General features: G+C 40.8%; 16 protein-coding genes. 10 read left to right on the forward strand and 6 right to left on the reverse strand.

The features are described from left to right. Positions 1-139 precede the first annotated feature (139 nt). On the reverse strand, positions 140-826 hold the full coding sequence (locus B2W49_RS01015; RefSeq protein ID WP_291333740.1) for a response regulator: 687 nt from the start codon (positions 824-826) through the stop codon (positions 140-142). A 20-nt stretch (positions 827-846) separates the two neighbouring features. Continuing rightward, complete coding sequence (gene baeS, locus B2W49_RS01020; RefSeq protein WP_291333742.1) at positions 847-2,499, reverse strand: sensor histidine kinase efflux regulator BaeS; 1,653 nt, start codon at positions 2,497-2,499, stop codon at positions 847-849. Between the two features lie 140 nt (positions 2,500-2,639). Here baeS and B2W49_RS01025 point away from each other — a divergent pair, with 140 nt between their 5' ends. From B2W49_RS01025 to B2W49_RS01040, 4 genes are all read left to right on the forward strand, one after another. Then, the gene (locus B2W49_RS01025; RefSeq protein ID WP_291333744.1) at positions 2,640-3,257 is read left to right on the forward strand and encodes a hypothetical protein; all 618 of its coding nucleotides are present in this window, start codon (positions 2,640-2,642) and stop codon (positions 3,255-3,257) included. Between the two features lie 309 nt (positions 3,258-3,566). After that, complete coding sequence (locus B2W49_RS01030; RefSeq protein ID WP_291333768.1) at positions 3,567-5,369, forward strand: acyl-CoA dehydrogenase C-terminal domain-containing protein; 1,803 nt, start codon at positions 3,567-3,569, stop codon at positions 5,367-5,369. A 219-nt stretch (positions 5,370-5,588) separates the two neighbouring features. Then, positions 5,589-7,370: an acyl-CoA dehydrogenase C-terminal domain-containing protein gene (locus B2W49_RS01035; RefSeq protein ID WP_291333746.1), complete on the forward strand. Its 1,782-nt coding sequence runs from the start codon at positions 5,589-5,591 to the stop codon at positions 7,368-7,370. 141 nt (positions 7,371-7,511) lie between these two features. Further along, positions 7,512-8,009 carry a phosphate-starvation-inducible protein PsiE gene (locus B2W49_RS01040; RefSeq protein ID WP_291333749.1) on the forward strand — a complete coding sequence of 166 codons (498 nt, stop codon included), beginning with the start codon at positions 7,512-7,514 and terminating at the stop codon, positions 8,007-8,009. A gap of 151 nt (positions 8,010-8,160) precedes the next feature. Here B2W49_RS01040 and B2W49_RS01045 read toward each other — a convergent pair whose 3' ends face one another. Next, positions 8,161-8,619 carry an RcnB family protein gene (locus B2W49_RS01045; protein WP_291333751.1) on the reverse strand — a complete coding sequence of 153 codons (459 nt, stop codon included), beginning with the start codon at positions 8,617-8,619 and terminating at the stop codon, positions 8,161-8,163. A 178-nt stretch (positions 8,620-8,797) separates the two neighbouring features. Here B2W49_RS01045 and B2W49_RS01050 point away from each other — a divergent pair, with 178 nt between their 5' ends. Beyond that, entirely contained in the window at positions 8,798-9,250 is a 453-nt protein-coding gene (locus B2W49_RS01050) for a hypothetical protein (protein ID WP_291333753.1), read from the forward strand. A 90-nt stretch (positions 9,251-9,340) separates the two neighbouring features. Here B2W49_RS01050 and B2W49_RS01055 read toward each other — a convergent pair whose 3' ends face one another. Together B2W49_RS01055 and znuD are read right to left on the reverse strand one after the other, a co-directional pair. Further along, on the reverse strand, positions 9,341-10,804 hold the full coding sequence (locus tag B2W49_RS01055) for a phospholipase D family protein (protein ID WP_291333755.1): 1,464 nt from the start codon (positions 10,802-10,804) through the stop codon (positions 9,341-9,343). A gap of 105 nt (positions 10,805-10,909) precedes the next feature. After that, positions 10,910-13,030 carry a zinc piracy TonB-dependent receptor ZnuD gene (gene znuD / locus B2W49_RS01060; protein WP_291333756.1) on the reverse strand — a complete coding sequence of 707 codons (2,121 nt, stop codon included), beginning with the start codon at positions 13,028-13,030 and terminating at the stop codon, positions 10,910-10,912. Positions 13,031-13,172: 142 nt separating this feature from the next. On the opposite strand from znuD, the gene B2W49_RS01065 reads away from it, so the two are divergent. From B2W49_RS01065 to B2W49_RS01085, 5 genes are all read left to right on the forward strand, one after another. Beyond that, a complete protein-coding gene (locus B2W49_RS01065) occupies positions 13,173-13,937 on the forward strand; it encodes a DUF4184 family protein (RefSeq protein ID WP_291333758.1) in 765 nt (254 codons plus the stop codon). 195 nt (positions 13,938-14,132) lie between these two features. Continuing rightward, on the forward strand, positions 14,133-15,917 hold the full coding sequence (aspS, locus tag B2W49_RS01070) for an aspartate--tRNA ligase (RefSeq protein WP_168418556.1): 1,785 nt from the start codon (positions 14,133-14,135) through the stop codon (positions 15,915-15,917). Between the two features lie 115 nt (positions 15,918-16,032). Beyond that, positions 16,033-16,254, forward strand: coding sequence for a hypothetical protein (locus tag B2W49_RS01075; protein ID WP_291333760.1), 222 nt, complete (start codon positions 16,033-16,035; stop codon positions 16,252-16,254). Between the two features lie 183 nt (positions 16,255-16,437). Then, positions 16,438-17,316 (forward strand): lysophospholipid acyltransferase family protein, encoded by an 879-nt coding sequence (locus B2W49_RS01080; RefSeq protein ID WP_291333762.1) that lies wholly within the window; start codon positions 16,438-16,440, stop codon positions 17,314-17,316. A 203-nt stretch (positions 17,317-17,519) separates the two neighbouring features. Beyond that, positions 17,520-18,464 carry a CgeB family protein gene (locus tag B2W49_RS01085; protein WP_291333764.1) on the forward strand — a complete coding sequence of 315 codons (945 nt, stop codon included), beginning with the start codon at positions 17,520-17,522 and terminating at the stop codon, positions 18,462-18,464. Between the two features lie 19 nt (positions 18,465-18,483). On the opposite strand, the gene B2W49_RS01090 is transcribed toward B2W49_RS01085, so the two are convergent. Next, positions 18,484-19,191, reverse strand: coding sequence for a glycosyltransferase (locus B2W49_RS01090; RefSeq protein ID WP_291333765.1), 708 nt, complete (start codon positions 19,189-19,191; stop codon positions 18,484-18,486). Positions 19,192-19,348 lie beyond the last annotated feature (157 nt).

Below are 19,348 nucleotides of genomic sequence, written 5' to 3' on the forward strand. Positions count from 1 at the left end.
GCAAAATATTTATGCAACAAAGCCATTGTCCTGCTAAGCAATTGATTGTACAAACTACAAAATTTAGCTGCGATGTGAAATGACAAATATTTTATCTAGCCCATCTCTCTGTATTAAAGATGGACTAGATTAATTTTTTCTACTCATCAGGATATTCAAAACGATAACCTACACCATACACAGCCTGAATCCACTCATGTCGATTACCTGTTTCGGCAGCGTCAGAAATTTTACGGCGCAAGTTTTTAATGTGGCTATCGATCACCCGATCTGCCACTTCAAAACTGTCAGGGTTAATATGATCTAACAATTGCGCACGTGAATACACCTGCCCAACATGCTCTAAAAACAATTCCAATAAACGGAATTCGGTTGGGGTCAAATTCAAGGTTTTTTGCTGATACCAAATACGCTGCTGCGCTTTATCCATACGGAACAAAGACGGATCTTCGGGCTCAGCCTTACGTTCTAAACGGCGCAACACTGCCTGTACACGCGCGACCAGCTCTTTCGGGCTAAAAGGCTTACATACATAATCATCTGCGCCCATGTTTAGACCCAGCACCCGATCAATTTCTTCTGTTCGTGCCGTGACCATAATAATAGGCACATCGGACTGTTCACGCACTTTGCGGCAAATGGTCAAACCATCCATACGCGGTACCATCAAATCCAAAATCATCAGGCTCGGTTTACGCTGCAAAAAGCTGTCATAGGCTTCTTGCCCATCATGAAACATACTGACTTCAAAACCAGCAGCTTCTAAATAATCTCGCACCAATTGGGCAAGTTCAATTTCATCTTCAACCAGCAAGATATGTTTCATGCACGATTCCTTAAAGTCCATTAAGATTTAATTTTTGGAAAACTTAATTTGCAGCGTAAACCACCCAACGGTGAATGAGCAAAACTTAGCTCTCCGCCCAATGCTTTGGCAATTTTGACCGATAAAGCCAGACCTAAACCTGTCCCGCCTGTGGCACGTGTACGCGAATCATCGGCACGATAAAAACGCTCACCCAAACGTGCCAATTGTTCATCATTTAAGCCAAACGGGCTGTCATCTACATACACCGTCCATTCGGTTGGGTTTTGACTGGTGTGAATATGCACCTGCCCACCTGCTTCGGTATAGCGAATACTATTACTGAGCAAGTTGAGCATAATTTGTTTAAAGCGGTCTATATCCAATTGTAATTGCGTGCCTTCACCCGACACGATCAAGTCCAACTGTGCCTGTTCAAATTTCGGCTTAAAGCTTTCGATTTCCTGCTCAATCACTTGCCATGGATCAATGCTCGAGAAATAGCATTTCAGCTGCATGGCTTCGGCTTGCGCCAAGTCCGATAAATCCTGTGTGAGTTTTTTCAGACTATTGACCTGATGCATCATCGCAGCCAAATGGTCTGGTGTGGCTTTGCGGATACCATCTTGCATGGCTTCAATTTGCGCCTGCAACACCGCCAATGGAGTTTTTAATTCATGTGAAGTATCTGCCACCCACTGACGACGTGAAGTTTCATGTTGATCTAAAATCACCGCCAAATGATTCAATTCGGTAGATAAATCACCCAACTCATCATTACGATTGACCTTGACCTGATGCTGATAATTGCCTTTGGTTAATTCACGTGTACCATTTAATAAGCGCTGAATTGGCTTTTTAAAATAGGTCGCCAATAACAACGCAGCAACCAAGCTCGCCAAAATACTTAAAACATAAACCAATAATAAATAGCGAGTTTGTTTACTAAAAAAGTTAATACTTAAAGCATCTTCCTGATCTAACACAGGTTTTAAGCCCAGATAACCCACGATTTTTTCACCGACCATAATTGGACGATAGGAAATTTGAGTTTCAGCAGGCTCTCCCACTACAAATTGCCGCTGGGCATCATATAAAGATAAGCGTGAACTCAAGCCTAAACGGTCAGGCATCGAAATAAATTGTTTTTTTCCAGATGATTCTGTCGTGTTTTGGTGTCCTTCATTTTTACGATCAGGACGGAAAGCATTCTGATTGGCACTCAAAGGAAACACTAAACCTTCAAATGGCTGAAATTGTGAAGGTAAATTCAGCTCTAACCAGCGAAGTTCTTCCGCATTGGCTTGTCGTTTGCCTGGCTCAGGCTCGACTACACTTGAGTTTACATTGGCCAGGGTGTGTTCCTGAAAATAGCGCTGCTGCAAAGCAATGTCATACTGACGACGTAACCACCACCGAGATAAACGGTCATAATCATCAGGCGCAGCTTCACCTTCAATTTGGAGAATTTGCGCCTGAATGGCATTGCCCCAGTCATGGTACACCGCATACACTTCTGCCAAGTTTTGAGTGAGCAAGTCCAGCTTTTGCATTTCTACGTCGGCCACGTATTTACTGAAGTTACGCTGCATATTGACATGCAATACCCCCAAACTAACCGTGGTGATTAGCAAGGTCGTCAGTAGCACTGTTAAGAACAGGCGTAATGCGATGGGTATACGGCGAATTTTCAAAAGCGCAATCTCAGCTTTTTTTGTCGATTTTGAGCATTGTAACCAACAGTGCTAGAAAAAACTCTCCATTGTTTCTACATCTTTATTATTTAATCTTTAATCATCCAAAATCACATGCTCTTGTATGGGGGGAGTTTAAAATGAATAAGATGACAAAAATTGCTTTAGCCACTGCCAGCGTTTTATCTGTAGGTGCGCTGACTGCCTGTCAATCTACCCAAGCACCAAAAGATACGAAGCAGTCACAACATATGCATGATCATTATCAAAAAGACCGTCACATGACAGCTGAACAACGCAAACAGTTTGAAAAAATGCGTACTGAACGCAAACAGGTCATGCAAGACATTAAAAAAGCCTGCGATGGCAAAGCGGTGGGTTCAGCAGTCCAAATTAAAGCAGGTGGGCAAACACTAGAAGGCACATGTGCGATTTCATTTAAACCGAACCGTGATGAAATGAAACGTGGTGAACATCGCCCAATGCGTGGTGATCAAGCCGATCGTGGTGAATTCCGTGGCATGCATATGCAGCGTGGCGAACCACTAACCGATGCGAAACGTGCTGAGTTAACCCAGAAATACGATCAACGTTTAGCTGAACGTCAAGCGCGTCAACAAGCTGCGACCAAAGCCTGCCAAGGTCAAACCGATGGTAAAGCCGTTCAAATAAAAGTGGGTACGCAGACGATGGATGGTAAATGTATCGTTCACTTCCAGCCTAAAGCACCTGTTTCAGCACCAGATAAGGCTGCTTAAGCCACTCTAAAAAGCATAAATAGATAAAAAAGGCGCAAATGGCGCCTTTTTTATTGGACATATCTCTTTACGGTTTTGACTATTTGTATCATTTCAAATTCAGCAAAACTATTTACACTCAAACAACTTAGCCATTTCAAGGTAAAAATCTTTGACTTTGCAGTCACTAAGAAATGCTATTCAGATGCTTGTACCGAATTAGAAGATGTTGCACGATTACAACCATTCCAACAGGTCATGTCTGAGAAGGCATGCTTTGAAATCCATTTAAAATATAACGCTGGTCAAACCAGTATTGAGGAAACCGATATGCCACAATACAAAGCGCCTTTACGTGATATGCAATTCGTTTTGCATGAATTATTAAATGCTGAAGAACACTATGCAAAATTACCTGCATTCCAAGAAAACGTAAGCCGTGAATTGGTTGACCAATATTTGGAAGCAGCAGCTGATTTCTGTGAAAACGAATTATCTCCGTTAAACCAAGTAGGTGACCGTGAAGGATGTACTTGGAATGATGGCGTGGTGACAACACCAACGGGCTTTAAAGAAGCGTATCAAAAATATATCGAACTCGGTTTCCCATCGCTTTCAGCTGAAGAACAATACGGCGGTCAAGGTCTACCTGTTTCTCTAGGAAACGTGATTTCAGAAATGGTAGGTACAGCAAACTGGGCATGGGGCATGTACCCAGGTCTTTCTCATGGTGCTGTACGTACTTTAGAACACCACGGTTCAGACGAACAAAAAGCAACCTATCTGCCAAAGCTTGTTTCAGGTGAGTGGACAGGTACCATGTGTTTAACCGAATCTCATGCAGGTTCTGACTTAGGTATTATCCGTACTAAAGCTGAACCTCAGCCCGACGGAAGCTATGCAATCTCGGGCGAGAAAATCTTTATCTCTGCTGGTGAACATGACATGGCAGAAAATATCGTGCACATCGTATTGGCACGTTTACCTGGTGCACCTAAAGGAACTAAAGGTATTTCTCTGTTCATCGTTCCTAAGTTCAACCTGAATGCAGATGGTTCTTTAGGGGAGCGTAATGGTGTACGTTGTGGTTCAATCGAACATAAAATGGGGATTCATGGTAACGCGACTTGTGTGATCAACTTTGATAACGCGAAAGGCTTCCTAATTGGCCCTGAAAACCGTGGTCTAAACTGCATGTTTACGTTCATGAACACTGCACGTATTGGTACTGCAATTCAAGGTTTGTCTGCATCTGAAGGTTCATTCCAAGGTGCATTGGCTTATGCTAAAGACCGTTTGGCAATGCGTTCACTTTCTGGTCCGAAAGCTCCTGAAAAAGAAGCAGATCCAATTATTGTGCATCCTGCTGTACGCAATATGCTATTGACTCAAAAAGCGTTTGCTGAAGGTGGTCGCGCACTAGTGTACCTGTTGTCTCTACACGCAGATATCGTTGAACAAGGTGCAACTGAAGAAGAACGTAAATTCTCTGACAATATCTTGTCTTTATTGACGCCTATTGCAAAAGCATTCTTAACTGAAACAGGTTCTGAATCTGCAAAACATGGTGTGCAAGTCTTCGGCGGTCATGGCTTCATTTCTGAGCATGGCATGGAACAAATTGTGCGTGATACACGTATTTCATGCTTGTACGAAGGTACAACTGAAATTCAAGCAATCGATTTGTTAGGTCGTAAAGTTTTGGGTACACAAGGTGCAATGTTGAAAGACTTCACCAAAATCATCCATAAATTTGCAGAAGCCAACAAAGACAACGCAGCAATGCAAGAATTTGTTGAACCGCTCGCAGCGCTCAATAAAGAATGGGGCGATTTGACCATGCAAATTGGTATGCGTGCAATGCAAAACCCTGAGGAAGTAGGTGCTGCAGCAGTAGACTACATGTACTTCTCTGGTTATGTAACACTAGCTTACCTATGGGCACGCATGGCATTGGTCGCTCAAGAAGCACTTGCAGCAGGCACCACCGATGTAGACTTCTACAATGCTAAAGTGACGACTGCACGTTTCTACTTCAAGAAAATCTTGCCACGTGTTCGCTCACACGTAGACGTGATTGCAACAGGTGTAGAGCCACTATTTGCATTAGATGCTGAACACTTTGCTTTCTAAGCGAAAATTGAAACTCGCTAAATATTGAACATATTTAGCGGGATATTCAAAATGTTGTACTCTTGAGTACAGAAATTGAGAAAGGACGGTCATAGCATTGACAGTCCTTTTTCTTTATAAATAAAGCATTCTTTCGCTTTAGTCGCCTACAACATTCACAATTGTAGATTACACTGAACTCAACGAATCAAGATTCAAACAATAAACAGGTGAACTCACATGCCAATTTATAATGCCCCACTTGCCGATATGAAATTCATCTTAAATGATGTATTCAATGCAGAACAATTCTGGCAAAACAATGAAAACCTCGCTCACCTTGATGCTGCAACGGCTGAAGCAATTTTGGAAGAAATGGCAAAATTTGCCCAAAATGTGACGTTGCCGATTAACCGTAGCGGTGATGAAGAAGGCGCGACCTATAACAATGGCGAAGTCACCACACCTGCTGGATTTAAAGAAGCATTTAAACAATATGCCGAAGGCGGCTGGATTGGTTTAGGCGCAGATGAAGAATGGGGTGGTCAAGGCATGCCAAAAATGCTGACAGTATTGTCAGATGAAATGCTGTTTGCCACCAACCCATCCTTCATGTTGTATCCACTGCTATCTGTCGGTGCAGGCATGGCGTTAAGCAGTTATGCATCACAAGAACAGAAAGAAACCTATTTACCTAAAATTTACTCAGGTGAGTGGTCAGGTACCATGTGTTTGACTGAACCACATGCAGGAACAGACCTTGGGATTATTAAAACCAAAGCAGAACCAAACGCAGACGGTACGTACAACATCACAGGGACTAAAATCTTTATTACAGGTGGTGATCACGACCTCGCAGAAAACATCATTCACTTAGTTTTAGCGAAAACACCAGACGCTCCTGCAGGTTCACGCGGTATTTCTTTATTCATCGTGCCAAAATTCTTGGTGAATGAAGATGGTTCATTGGGTGAGCGCAACCCAGTAGGTCCAGGCTCAATCGAACACAAAATGGGCATTAAAGCCTCTGCGACTTGTGTGATGAACTTTGACGGTGCGAAGGGTTTCTTGGTCGGTAAAGAAAATGAAGGTCTTGCAGCCATGTTCGTGATGATGAACTATGAACGTTTATCAATGGGTATCCAAGGTCTTGGTGCTTCTGAATTTGCTTACCAAAATGCGGCTCAATATGCGACTGATCGTTTACAAGGTCGTAGTGCTTCTGGTGTTAAATCTCCAAGCAAACCTGCGGATAGTATTTTGGTACATGGTGATGTTCGTCGCATGTTGCTCAATGCCCGTGCCAATAATGAAGCATCTCGTGCATTTGCAGTTTACGTGGGTCAGCAACTGGATATCACTAAATTCTCTACCGATGCAGAAGCTGTGAAAAAAGCCAATGACCGTGTAGCGTTATTAACACCAATTGCAAAAGCTTACCTCACAGATACTGCATTCCAAGCCACTTTAGATGCGCAAATGGTATTTGGTGGTCACGGTTATATTCGTGAATGGGGCATGGAACAATGTGTACGTGACTTACGTATTGCGCAAATCTATGAAGGCACCAACGGCGTACAATCACAAGACTTGATTGGTCGTAAAACCATTAAATGCAATGGTGAATTTATTGCAGAATACATTGCAGAAATCCGTGATTTTGCCAATGGTTTAGATGCAGACCTGAACTTCATTAAAGATGCAACTTTGGATGCAGCGACCGAAGTCGAATCTGTGACCCAATACGTTTTAAATGCAGCCAAAGAAAATGTAGATTTCCCGAATGCAGCAGCGGTAGATTATTTACATGCGGTAGGTTTGCTCAGCTTCTCATATATGTTTGCGCGCATTGCGAATGCCGCTAAGCAAAAAGATGGCGAGTTCTATCAAAACAAATTGTCATTGGCACTCTACTTTGTACAACGTGTTTTACCAGAACTTGCATTACGCATTACCAAAGTAAAAGCGGGTGCAGAAGTGATTATGGACTTCAGCGAAGATTACTTCACTAATCAAGCTTAACTCGATTACCTCTAAAAAACGCCTGCATTGTCAGGCGTTTTTTATACCTCTTATTTTTACTATGTTTACGCAGCTTTTCCTGTAATTGTGCACAGTTTTTGCATGAGTTTTATCATTCATCAACATCATCAGGAGGAGCAAATGAAAGCACAACATTCCAAAGTAGAAAAAATAGAAACCCTCCTCGACCGACTTGGCAACCTGGCCGTTGAAAGTTTTCACTATATTGCCCTGTTCATCATTGGCTGTATGGTGATCTGGTCAGCTGGTCATACCGTAATCGACATTCTGACCGTTAAACAATATGCCACGATTGATGATATTTTATTGCTATTCATTTATTTAGAACTTGGTGCCATGGTTGGAATTTACTTTAAAACCAATCACATGCCAGTACGCTTTCTGATTTATATTGCCATTACCGCCCTAACCCGACTGCTCATTTCCGATATTCAACATGATCATAAGGCGGATATGGACTTGGTGATTATTACGGGTTCAATTCTAATTCTGGCCTTTGCAATTCTGGTAGTGCGTTTTGCATCGTGGAATTATCCATCGGTCATTCGAGATAAACACAGTGAAAAACCATTGCCACCGGGCAAGACGCCACGCCCAGAAGATGATGAGTTGGCCTAAACTAAAATTGCTTAATTCACTCAAAGCCACTCAAACTTCTGCTATAAAAAAGCGCGTCAGGATAAACCATGACGCGCTGATTTTTGAAGATTCACCTAATGATGCATTTGGCTAAAATACTTTTCTTTATCACTTGAACATTTAAGATGATCTAACGATTTGCCACCAATACATAACGCCCATGTTCAAAAACCCAATACATGCCTCGTGGCGGAGCGGGTAAACCCAAGTGCTGCCAGTCGGTCACTACACGATAGGTCGAACTTTCAATATGAGCAGTGCTCGGTTCACCATTCACCCAACTATAGCTTTGGTGGTTATATTGCACCGTGCTTGGTGCATTGTATTGAATATTAATACCACTCCGAATAGTTGGCTGCCCCCACTGCGGTGCAGGACGTGGGTGATGCTGCGGGTAATGTCGTGGATAGTACTGCGGTTGAGGATGCTGTGAATAATATGGTCGATGTTGTGGATATGCAGGATGATGCTGATAACGCTGAGTATCGACACCTGTATAGCCTGCCCAACGATTCGTTTCTGCAAATGCTGGCAGCGTAGCACCCATAAGTAGCATGCCACTTAATGCAGTTAAAATTGCTACTTTCATATCCAACACTCCTCTGGTTATCATTTAATTTTAACCTCAAATTAAGGATAAACAATGAATAAAAAAACAGCAATTTTATTCATTCCAACTCCGCTCTTACAGAAACAAAGCTGCAGCATACCTGTTTCATTTTCACATTATGCTAAGATACATTTTTTTTGAAATTGGATGAAACCTCGTGCCTGAATTAAATTTTGACCGCCTTCATCAGTTTTTCTGTAAAGTTCCAAGTGTGCAGCAAGCCCGTGTGGATTCTTATGGTTCAGACGGTCAGCATGCATGGTGGTTTAAATTTCAAATAGATGTAGAACACCCACTGGCATGGCAAACCGTACAAGAATTGGGGCATGTCCTGAATTATATTTCTAGAGATGAGCGTTTACCGACCCAATTCTTGCCTGTATCTCCACCGCCATATATGAATGGTGAAGCCAAAGATTTTTTATCGTGGGTGATTCAATGTAACCATCCAGAATTTAGCCCAGATGTGGTCTGTGACTGGTTAGAAGCGCGTTTACCCAATCCTGTAGATGATGAAACACAATGGAAAATCAAAACCGATATTGCTGAGTTAGATCAGCTGAGTGATAAAGATTTGGATGAAATGGTGCCGCCAAATCCTAAAAAATAATTTTTAGAGCTTCATTGTCATTTTCTAAAAATCCCTCTTGAAACAAGAGGGATTTTGCTAGAAATATTACATCTGACCAAAAACTTAAAGTCAGAATGTCGATAAACCACTCCACTCCATAAAGCGATACAGCGTATATTTCCACTTCGACTCATCGGCATACACAGCATAATCCACACTCATATTTTTACCCTCAAGGTTCGACCATGCGGTATTAAAATAGTGTTGAGCATCCTGAAAGACGGGGTCTTGCATCTGTCCAACCACACGCAAGTTGGTTTCTAAATTATAGTTTTTTAAATTACGTGCCGTGAAATTGGCGGAACCTAAAATCAATTCGGCCTGTGTTGCATTCGATTTCATCAGCATTTTATTGTGGCATTGCTCGCCTCGGGTATTACACCAACGTATCTTCACCCCTGCAGCATGCAATTCTGCTGCTACAGGTCGGTTTGGAATGCCATTTTTTTCACGTCCGAAGGCATCTTTATTCGGGTCCAGCAATACTCGCACCTGTACGCCACGTTGCTGTGCAGCAATCAGTGCCTGAATGATCTGTCGTTCAGACAGATAGAACATCGCCAAATCAAGATGTTCTTGCGCTTTTGCCTGCCGAATCAGTGTCAAACTGGCCTCTAGAATGGCTTGTTCAGTGATGACTTGCACTTGAGGATAAGACGAGTCTGCCTCAAATTCCCCCACAACCACCCCAGACAGATTGCCCTGCGACATACGCGCGACGGCTTGTTCTGTTTTCAACACATCTACTGCAGTATTGCCCGTCACCAATAAAGCGCTGTTGGAATGACGTGAACTGCCATCATGAGGATTAAACGACGTAACCAACGCTTTCCAGCCTTCAGCGGTATCGACTACCATGGTTTTACGGTGATTAGCTTTAAAATTAAACAAGCTGAAATAACTGCGCAGGGTAATTTTATCTTTGCCAAAAGGACTGGGTAGCCAACCCTTTTCGGCATTATTCGGAATGCCCTGACAGCAGAGATACCAAAACCCCGACCACAGCGGATTCGATGCGCGCAGCGGGGTTAAATCTGTTTCAATCACATCAATGCCTGCTTGACGCAATTGACGATAATGCTCAGGTGCAATACCGCCATATACTGAGTTAATTGGGTCTGTAATGACCTTAATTTCAATATTTGGCTGCATCTGACGTTTATGAATTAAAGCAGCGGTGAGTTGCTGTGTCAGTGGCTGATGCTGCTGTTTAGATGTTCCCACTTCAGGATTAAACAAGAACATATCCAATACAATGGTGCTTTGTGCTGCGTCAATCAGCCCTAAAATTTCATTAAAAATTTGATGCTGTTGTTGCTGAACACCTTGCTCATCAATATAGGTCTGATCGGCAATAAATTTAATAGGCGCATGACGTAATTTTCCGGTGTAATTCAGACCATCTGGTAACGGTTTAAGACTGTGGTAAATAGCCGAGGACAAATAACCTAAAGCCAGAAAACTTATAATAAGTCCCACATACGCCCGAGGCGACCAATTCAATTTTTGATGAATTCGCTGAAAGATACGCATAACAAAAAACCTAGTCCGATGCGCTCAGACTAGGTTTAATTGTTTGGTTTTTCAAGAGGATTTCTGTGTTTTCACGCAGACATCCTGCTCAAAGCAAATTGAATTTTAGAAGCCAAATTCCACGCCAACTGTAAAGTTACGACCCAATTGTGGAATATTCGACAAAAATGATGCATGTGAATACACTTCATCATCGAGCAAGTTGTTGGCTTTAAAATACACACGGTAATCTTGTTTATTGGCATAATTACCCGCATAAGCCACACCGACATTGACCATATTATAGCCTGCTGTTTCTTGCTCATAAGCAGCAACCTTGTCTTGTTTGAATACACGATAGTATTCCGCCATACCCGACCAGCCATCGGCAAAGTTGGCATCTACTTTAGTTCCCAAACGACCTGCAGGTACACGTGGTGCATTTTGATTGTCAATTTCACCACGCACATAATCACCAAACACACTGAGTTTATAATCGGGACTAATCTGATAACCTAGCTTGGCTTCTGTACCATAAAACTTGGCTTTGTCTTGAGTATATTCAAGTTCTAAGAATCCTTCCTCATTTCTCGCCCCTTGAGCCTGTCCATAAATATAGTTGTCAAACCAGTTATGGTAAACATGCAGCGAATAATCTAATTTGTCGGCTTCATAGTGTAAACCTAACTCTAAATTATTCGATTTTTCTGGACTCAGATTTACATTACCATGCTCAATGGTTTTTGTAGCGTAGTGTTTACCTTGCGCATATAACTCTTGTGCCAAAGGTAAACGTTGCTGGTGTGAACCTGTAAGCGACAATTTATAGTTGGGTGCAAACTGCCAATTGGATGCAGCAGACGCAGACACACCAGTATCGGAATAATCTTTTAGATCAGCATCGACATCAATTTTTTGATGTTCAACTCGCGCACCAAGTTCAACATGTACATCACCAAATTGTTTATGCTCTAAACCAAATAAGCTATATTTTTCAGTTTTCGTATTTGGCATGAGTACGGCATGATCATGTCCGTCATGTTCATCTTCAGCATGATCATGCGCGGCAGCAGCAATATCTAATTGTTGTTGACTATATTGTGTACCAAATACACCTTCCCAACCTGCAACGGGTTTGTGCACCAATTCCAAACGTGCATCATAACCTTTGTTTTTAAAATTACTAACAACCTCATGACCTTCAATTTCATCATGTTCATAGTCAGTAAAACTGGCATGCGCACGCAGTTTATCAAAGCCTACAAAAGGCTGATCAAGCTCGGTACGCAAATCATAACGGTGTGATTCTAAATCCACCCATGGGCCAGCGGTATGTTCGTGTGTATGATCGCCATCTTCATCACCATGAGAACCATGCCCTGGCAACCCATATTTATCCTGACGATTACTATATGACATGCCCACAAAACCACGATCATGAATCCATGAGCCACCAATATTCACCGTTTGCCCTTCAGCAAAGGTATTCTCTACACGACGTGCTTTATCTAAATGTGTGCCTTCATCATCATGATCATGTCCTGGATCATTATGTCCGTGATCATGGTCATCATGACCTGCTTCATCATTATGATGTTCTACCCAATAGTTTGGGGTAATGTAATCATTAGCCTTACGCTTAGAACCTTCTACACGCAGCGCAAACTGGTCACCAATTGCTGCGGTCACACCTGCGCTGGCCAGTTTTTCATCACTGCCTGTGTTATAACGCAGACCGACTTGTCCTTCTAAACCATTATTTGGCATTTGCGTTGGAATTTTTTGATCGGTCACATTGACCAAACCACCTACGGTACCTGCACCATAAAGTAAGGTTGATGGCCCACGAATAATTTCAACTTGCTTGGCCAAAATTGGATCTACCGTTACCGCATGGTCGGGTGAAAGTGTAGAAACATCGGCCGTTTCTGAAGCATGTTGCAACACTTTAACCCGTGGGCCATCTTGCCCACGAATCACAGGGCGGCTAGAGCCTGAGCCATATTGATTGGAATATACGCCTAGCTCATCTGACATTGCATCACCTATAGTGGTGCTGCGCTCTGCCAACGTTTTCTGATCAATCACATGATCTGCTACAGCGAAATCTGCCGCAGTTTGTACCAAAGGATGTGCTTGTAGCTGAATCGTTTCCAGTTGTGTATTTGTAGCATCTGTATTGGCAAATGCTGCTGGACTAAGTACTGCAAAAATTGAAACTGTTATTAAATTCTTGTGGAACGCCATGATCCATGCTCAAAGTAGCAAAAAATAATTGTTGTTATAATATAACATTTCAATAGCATTGCAATAAAAAACATTCTCATTCCGTATTTTCAGTTAAGCTACGCCTTCAATTCTGCTGATATTTATTCTTCTTTTTATTGGTATGCCCTTTACCTTATCTCATGCAGTACTTGCCCCACCACTCGCCAAGCTTTCAGGACAACGGCTACCTATTGCTGCACTTGCAATTGGCTGTATGTTGCCAGATTTACATCGCTTGTTTACCCTACGCCAAGACCCAACGCCACATTTATGGTCAGCATTGCTGTATCCAAATTTATTATTGGGTCTTGTGTTTTGTGCGCTGTGGTATTTGCTCTATCGCCCTGCATTGTATCGCTTTATGGGTGTGTATCACCCTTTAAATCTAAACACGATAAAATCTGTACTAGGCTTTATAGGCGGCATGATTCTCGCCTTACTGATTGGCAATGCCACGCATTTAATTTGGGATGGTTTAACCCATCACGACTTTCGTAGTTTTGCCTTTCAGGATTTTTTAGCACAGTCGGTAGAATGGGGAACCCAGACTTATCCGATGCACCGCATCTTACAAATTGGTAGCTCTATTTTAGCCCTGCCTTTTTTGTTGTGGATGAGCCTGCATTATTATAAGAAGCATCGGCAAATCAGACCTGTAAGCATCAAAGTTCGGGGCTATGCAGTTGGTCTTATTACACTGTCTGTCGCTTTGGGCTGTTTCTCGCTTTGGGATTATGCACGTTATATTCCCGATGCAACTTGGCAAACCGAACTGTATTATTTTACAGGACGTGCCATCAATGAGTTTAGTCAAGGCGCGTTACTCATGTTGAGTTTTGGCTGCCTGATATTTTTGTTTTTAGATTTTCAAGGACGCATGGAATAAACGCTCTATCGCCCTACTTTTGCCTTCACGTGCCTACATTCTTCTGTTTCAAGCAGATTCCTGCTAAAAACCCACTGTTTTTGCGGCAAGTTCTTGTAGCCACATGCCCAAAGAGGCATAATCCTACCTTTGCTAAAGGCGGTGCGCTGTTTACGTATTCGCTTCCTTAACCCATATAGTTGGATTTTTAACGCTATGATGCGAACTCATTATTGCGGTTCTTTAACCGAAGCTCAAATTGATCAAACTGTTACCTTGTGTGGCTGGGTACACCGTCGTCGTGACCACGGTGGTGTGATCTTCCTAGATATGCGTGACCGTGATGGTCTTGTGCAAGTCGTGATCGACCCAGACACTCCAGAAGCATTTGCAACTGCAGATAAAGCACGTTCAGAATTTGTATTAAAAATTACAGGTCGTGTACGTCGTCGCTATGCAGGCACAGAAAATGCCAATATGGTCAGTGGACAAATTGAAGTTTTAGGCAAGGAAATTGAAGTTCTTGCAGCATCTGAAACGCCTCCGTTCCCATTAAACGATGAAAATACCAACATTTCAGAAGAAATTCGTTTGAAATACCGTTTCTTGGACATCCGTCGTCCAGAAATGTTAGATCGCTTACGTTTCCGTTCTAAAGTCACCAACCTGATTCGTAACTATTTAGACGATCATGGTTTCTTGGATGTTGAAACACCAATTTTGACACGTGCTACCCCAGAAGGCGCACGTGACTATTTAGTGCCAAGCCGCGTATCTAACGGTAGCTTCTACGCTCTACCACAATCGCCACAACTATTTAAACAATTGTTGATGGTGGGCGGTATTGACCGTTATTACCAAATCGCTAAATGTTTCCGTGACGAAGATTTACGTGCAGACCGTCAGCCAGAATTTACTCAAATCGACATTGAAACATCGTTCATGAGTGACGATGACATTATGGATTTGATGGAAGGCATGACCGTGAAGATGTTCGATGAGCTTCTAGGCGTGAAATTCGACAAATTCCAACGTATGCCATATTCAGAAGCGATGCGAGATTATGCATCTGATAAGCCAGACTTGCGTATTCCACTGAAATTGGTAGATGTTGCTGACTTGATGCAAGACGTTGAGTTCAAAGTGTTTGCTGGTCCAGCGAAAGATCCAAAAGGTCGTATTGTCGCGCTTCGCGTTCCTGGCGCGGGTTCATTGCCACGTAGTGCAATTGATGAATACACTAAATATGTTGGCATCTATGGTGCGAAAGGTTTGGCGTATATTAAAGTCAATGAGCTTGAAAAAGGCATCGAAGGTTTACAGTCTCCAATCGTGAAATTTATTGAGCCAATCGTGCTTGATTTATTAAAACGTGTAGGCGCTGAAAATGGCGACATCGTATTTTTTGGTGCAGATAAAGCCAAAGTGGTAAACGATGCAATGGGCGCACTCCGTGTCAAAATCGGTCACGATTTGAACCTTGCAACCTGCGAATGGGCACCGCTTTGGGTCGTTGATTTCCCAATGTTTGAAGAAACAGATGATGGTAAATGGACCTCTGTGCATCACCCATTCACTTTGCCAAAATCAAGCGTTGAAGATGTGAAGAGCAACCCAGGTGAAGCTTTATCTGTTGCGTACGACATGGTGTTGAACGGTACTGAAATTGGTGGCGGCTCACTGCGTATTTATACTTTAGAAATGCAAAAAGCGATTTTTGAAGCTTTAGGTATTGAAGAAGAAGAAGCCGAAGAGAAATTCAGCTTCTTACTAAATGCGTTACGTTATGGTGCGCCTCCGCACGGTGGTTTAGCATTTGGTTTAGACCGTTTGGTGATGTTGATGACAGGTGCATCGTCTATTCGTGATGTCATTGCCTTCCCGAAAACCAAGACAGCTGAATGTCCATTGACTCAAGCACCTGCACCAGTTGAGGCGACTCAATTGCGTGATTTGGGTATTCGTTTACGTGAAAAACCAAAAGCAGAATCTCAAGAATAAGTTTTGAGAATGTGAGAAGAACCCTGCAAATTTGCAGGGTTTTTTTATGAATTGAGATAAAGCCAAGCTAGTGGCATAATAGCGCTTCGTTTTGAATTTTAAGTTGAGCGTTACTATGGCTATGCGTCCTGCAGTTCGTAATCGTGGCATTATGCTAATTGTATTTGCTGTCGCTCAATGGTTATTCATGCGTTATATTCTGGCCAATAACATGTTTGCCTTAGACACCAATGACCGTATTTTATATTTTAGCTTAAGTTCTATTGGCGGTGCATTTGTGATTTTTGTGGGGTTAATTTATATGGTCTTAAAAGGCAATGCCGACAAAGCCGAATAACTCCCTTCTTTGCCACTGACTGGTGACATTCCTAAGTGGTTTTATCTTGTTTTATTTTGTGCTGAAAATATTTAACTCCTGATCTGTGATTTAGACATGGGGCAGCAGCATCCTTGCTGTAATAAAACTCTTTGCAGAATTTTCTTCTTATAACCAGTTTAGTTTTCAAAAAGTTACGCCATTATGTATTTTTTCCTCAAAGTCATTTCCCGATTTCCGTTGTCTTTTTTACAGCTTCTGGCATCCTGCATTGCAATTCTGCTGTGCTCCTTCAATTCCTCACTCAAACGAATTACTGGCATCAATTTAAAGCTGGCTTATCCAGAACTGGATGAAACAGCCTACCAAGCTCTCATCAAGAAAAGCTTAAAAAGTCAATGCATGACGTATATAGAATCAATCAAATGTTGGGGTATGCCACCTGAATACCACCTAAATAAGATCAAAAATATTTATGGAAAACAGCATCTTACAGAAGCCTCAGCCAATAAAAAAGGAGTTATAGTTGTGGTTGCACATTTGGGCTGTTGGGAGCTTTTAAATGCATGGCTAAATTTACATGCCGCCCCGATGATCATGTACAAGCCCTATAAGCATAAAGCGGTGGATCGCTTTATGCTAGAAGCGCGCCAGCGATTGAATGCCACGCTTGTCCCTACCGATGAAAATGGCGTGCGTGCCATCTTTAAACATCTGAAGCAAGGAGGATTAACGGTCATTTTACCAGATCATCTTCCGAAAGCATCGGGAGGTATTTATTCAGAATTTTTTGGACAAAAGACCTTATCTACTACGCTGGTGTCAAAACTGGCCAGTAAGACCCAATGCAATATAGTGGGCCTCAGTTGTATTCGTGATGAAACATCAGGTTTTAATGTGTATTGCTCACCACTATCCGATCAGATTTTATCGAAAGATTTACAACTTTCAGTTGATAGCCTGAATCAAAACCTTGAAAGTATGATTAATGTTGCACCTGAGCAATATGTCTGGTCTTACAAGCGGTTTAGAAATGTTGAAGGGAATAAAAATCTTTATACATCTCAGGCACTAGATAAATAGCGATGCTATATTGCCATACACAACCATAGAACCATGCTAATTTTTAGTCGCTCAGTGGTTATTTATGTACTCTATACTTGCGAATAATATCTTTATAATCCAATACCCTATTAGTCTATTATTTCTTAAAGAGTATTTTAGGTGCACTGGTAATTTTATAGGATAGTTTATATAGTGTTGAATAGGAATCTGGATAAATAATAATGGCAAAATTAAAGATTTTAGTGCTTGGCAAACGAAATGGCATTCTCCAATGGTATGAAAATATATTGGACTCAAATGATCAAAGCGCTGACTATGTAATTTCAGGCTTTGCTCTCAATCATAACAATACACTAGAACGTTTTTTAAAAAAAATTATTCCCAACAAAGACGTATACACAGCGAAATTACTAGAGAAAAAGTTATATTCATTTCAACCAGACTTAATTTTAATTGTCGATTTATTTTACTTCTCACCCTCTTTACTAAAGGTTTTATCAAAATATCCATGTAAAAAAGCGCATTGGATTGGTGACTTCTTTGATCAACGCTTAGCTAAATCTAAAGAGATTATCGATTTATTTTGCTTTACAGACTCCAGCTTCATAGAGGATGCAAAAAAAATAGGTATTACAAATAGCCTGTATTTGCCATTAGCCTATAATCCCAATATCTTTTTTGAAGGCAATGAGTCGAAAGATGAACGCTTATTATTTATTGGTGCATGGTCACCTAACAGACAAGAACTGATTGAACAAATTCCTCTTCCGCTTACAATTTATGGTAAAGGTTGGGATAAACTCAAAAAAGCAGATAGCATTATACATCCATACAATATTCCTTTAACTCAAGTAGCAGATCTTTACCGAAAACATAAATATATTTTGAATCTGATTAACAAAAAAAATATTAGGCAAGGTATGAATATGCGATGCTTTGAAGCACCGGCGTGTGGATGTATATTAGTCAGTGAATATGTTAAGGATCTAGAATTTAACTTCGACATAAGAAATGATCTTATTTACTTTTCAGATCATATAGAATTAAAAAATAAAATCAAAAATTCAAAAATCAACCCTAAACTATTAATGTATAAGGTTAAAGAAAATCATACTTATAAAGACAGGATTAATTATATTTTAAAAATAATAAATATACACAATTAATCCTATTTCTTAAATATTTTTACATTTTATCTATTTTTTTTAAAATAGATCTAGATAATCGAATTATTCTTTTAAAATTAAAAAAAATATTTTTTAATGAATTATTCGAAACATAAAAATTTGAGCACATTGCCCAAAAAAATTGAGGTCTTTTTCTATTATATTGCATATCAATATATTTTTTTTGTGCAGTGAAATAGCTTTCATCTACATTTCCAGGACTCTTATGAAATAAGTGAAAATCTATAACATAATTCTTAAGACCTAAATTTTCAGAATTTTGACATAAATCAATTGCATACAAATGAAAACCTTTTAACAGATGCTCAGTTGTAGATAAGTTATGCTTTCTATTAATAATCAAAAAATTTTCATCCAGACTCATTACCTCCCTCGGAAAAACTCCCTCTCGCAGGTTAAGGAAATTAGGATCAGATATACGGATACTAGTATTACCTGATTTAGTTTTGCCAGCATTACCCAAAACAGCCCAATCTCTATCTAATACCTCTAACTCTTTTATTCTTTGATCCAATATGGCTCTATTATCATGTTTAAATAAAATATCTTGATGACAAAAAATCAAATATCTACCTTTCGCTTCTTTTAATGCACGGTTTATTCCACTATAACCATCAAATTTATTTTCATTTTTATTATCAAAATATAAAAATTCAATATCATCTCCATCAAAACCTGCTTTTTTGGCACTCTCAACCATATCCATGTATTCATCAAATTTAGTAACGAGAGTACAAAAAGTGTACGATTTAAAAAAGGTTAAATCACCATCTATTTTTCGAATATCTTTATTAAACATAAATTTAATTTAAACCAGAGTATTTTTATCAATATTATAACATTTAATAGACCTCTTGCGAAAG

The organism is Acinetobacter sp. UBA801 (genome assembly GCA_002296655.1).
In the GTDB taxonomy this organism is placed as follows: domain Bacteria; phylum Pseudomonadota; class Gammaproteobacteria; order Pseudomonadales; family Moraxellaceae; genus Acinetobacter.

Excerpts from the sequence above, each read along its gene's own strand:
- B2W49_RS01015 (WP_291333740.1), bottom strand. The coding sequence starts at position 826 with ATGAAACATATCTTGCTGGTTGAAGATGAAATTGAACTTGCCCAATTG.
- B2W49_RS01025 (WP_291333744.1), top strand. The coding sequence starts at position 2,640 with ATGAATAAGATGACAAAAATTGCTTTAGCCACTGCCAGCGTTTTATCT.
- B2W49_RS01030 (WP_291333768.1), top strand. The coding sequence starts at position 3,567 with ATGCCACAATACAAAGCGCCTTTACGTGATATGCAATTCGTTTTGCAT.
- B2W49_RS01035 (WP_291333746.1), top strand. The coding sequence starts at position 5,589 with ATGCCAATTTATAATGCCCCACTTGCCGATATGAAATTCATCTTAAAT.
- B2W49_RS01040 (WP_291333749.1), top strand. The coding sequence starts at position 7,512 with ATGAAAGCACAACATTCCAAAGTAGAAAAAATAGAAACCCTCCTCGAC.
- B2W49_RS01045 (WP_291333751.1), bottom strand. The coding sequence starts at position 8,619 with ATGAAAGTAGCAATTTTAACTGCATTAAGTGGCATGCTACTTATGGGT.
- B2W49_RS01055 (WP_291333755.1), bottom strand. The coding sequence starts at position 10,804 with ATGCGTATCTTTCAGCGAATTCATCAAAAATTGAATTGGTCGCCTCGG.
- znuD (WP_291333756.1), bottom strand. The coding sequence starts at position 13,030 with ATGGCGTTCCACAAGAATTTAATAACAGTTTCAATTTTTGCAGTACTT.
- B2W49_RS01065 (WP_291333758.1), top strand. The coding sequence starts at position 13,173 with ATGCCCTTTACCTTATCTCATGCAGTACTTGCCCCACCACTCGCCAAG.
- aspS (WP_168418556.1), top strand. The coding sequence starts at position 14,133 with ATGATGCGAACTCATTATTGCGGTTCTTTAACCGAAGCTCAAATTGAT.
- B2W49_RS01075 (WP_291333760.1), top strand. The coding sequence starts at position 16,033 with ATGGCTATGCGTCCTGCAGTTCGTAATCGTGGCATTATGCTAATTGTA.
- B2W49_RS01080 (WP_291333762.1), top strand. The coding sequence starts at position 16,438 with ATGTATTTTTTCCTCAAAGTCATTTCCCGATTTCCGTTGTCTTTTTTA.
- B2W49_RS01085 (WP_291333764.1), top strand. The coding sequence starts at position 17,520 with ATGGCAAAATTAAAGATTTTAGTGCTTGGCAAACGAAATGGCATTCTC.
- B2W49_RS01090 (WP_291333765.1), bottom strand. The coding sequence starts at position 19,191 with ATGGATATGGTTGAGAGTGCCAAAAAAGCAGGTTTTGATGGAGATGAT.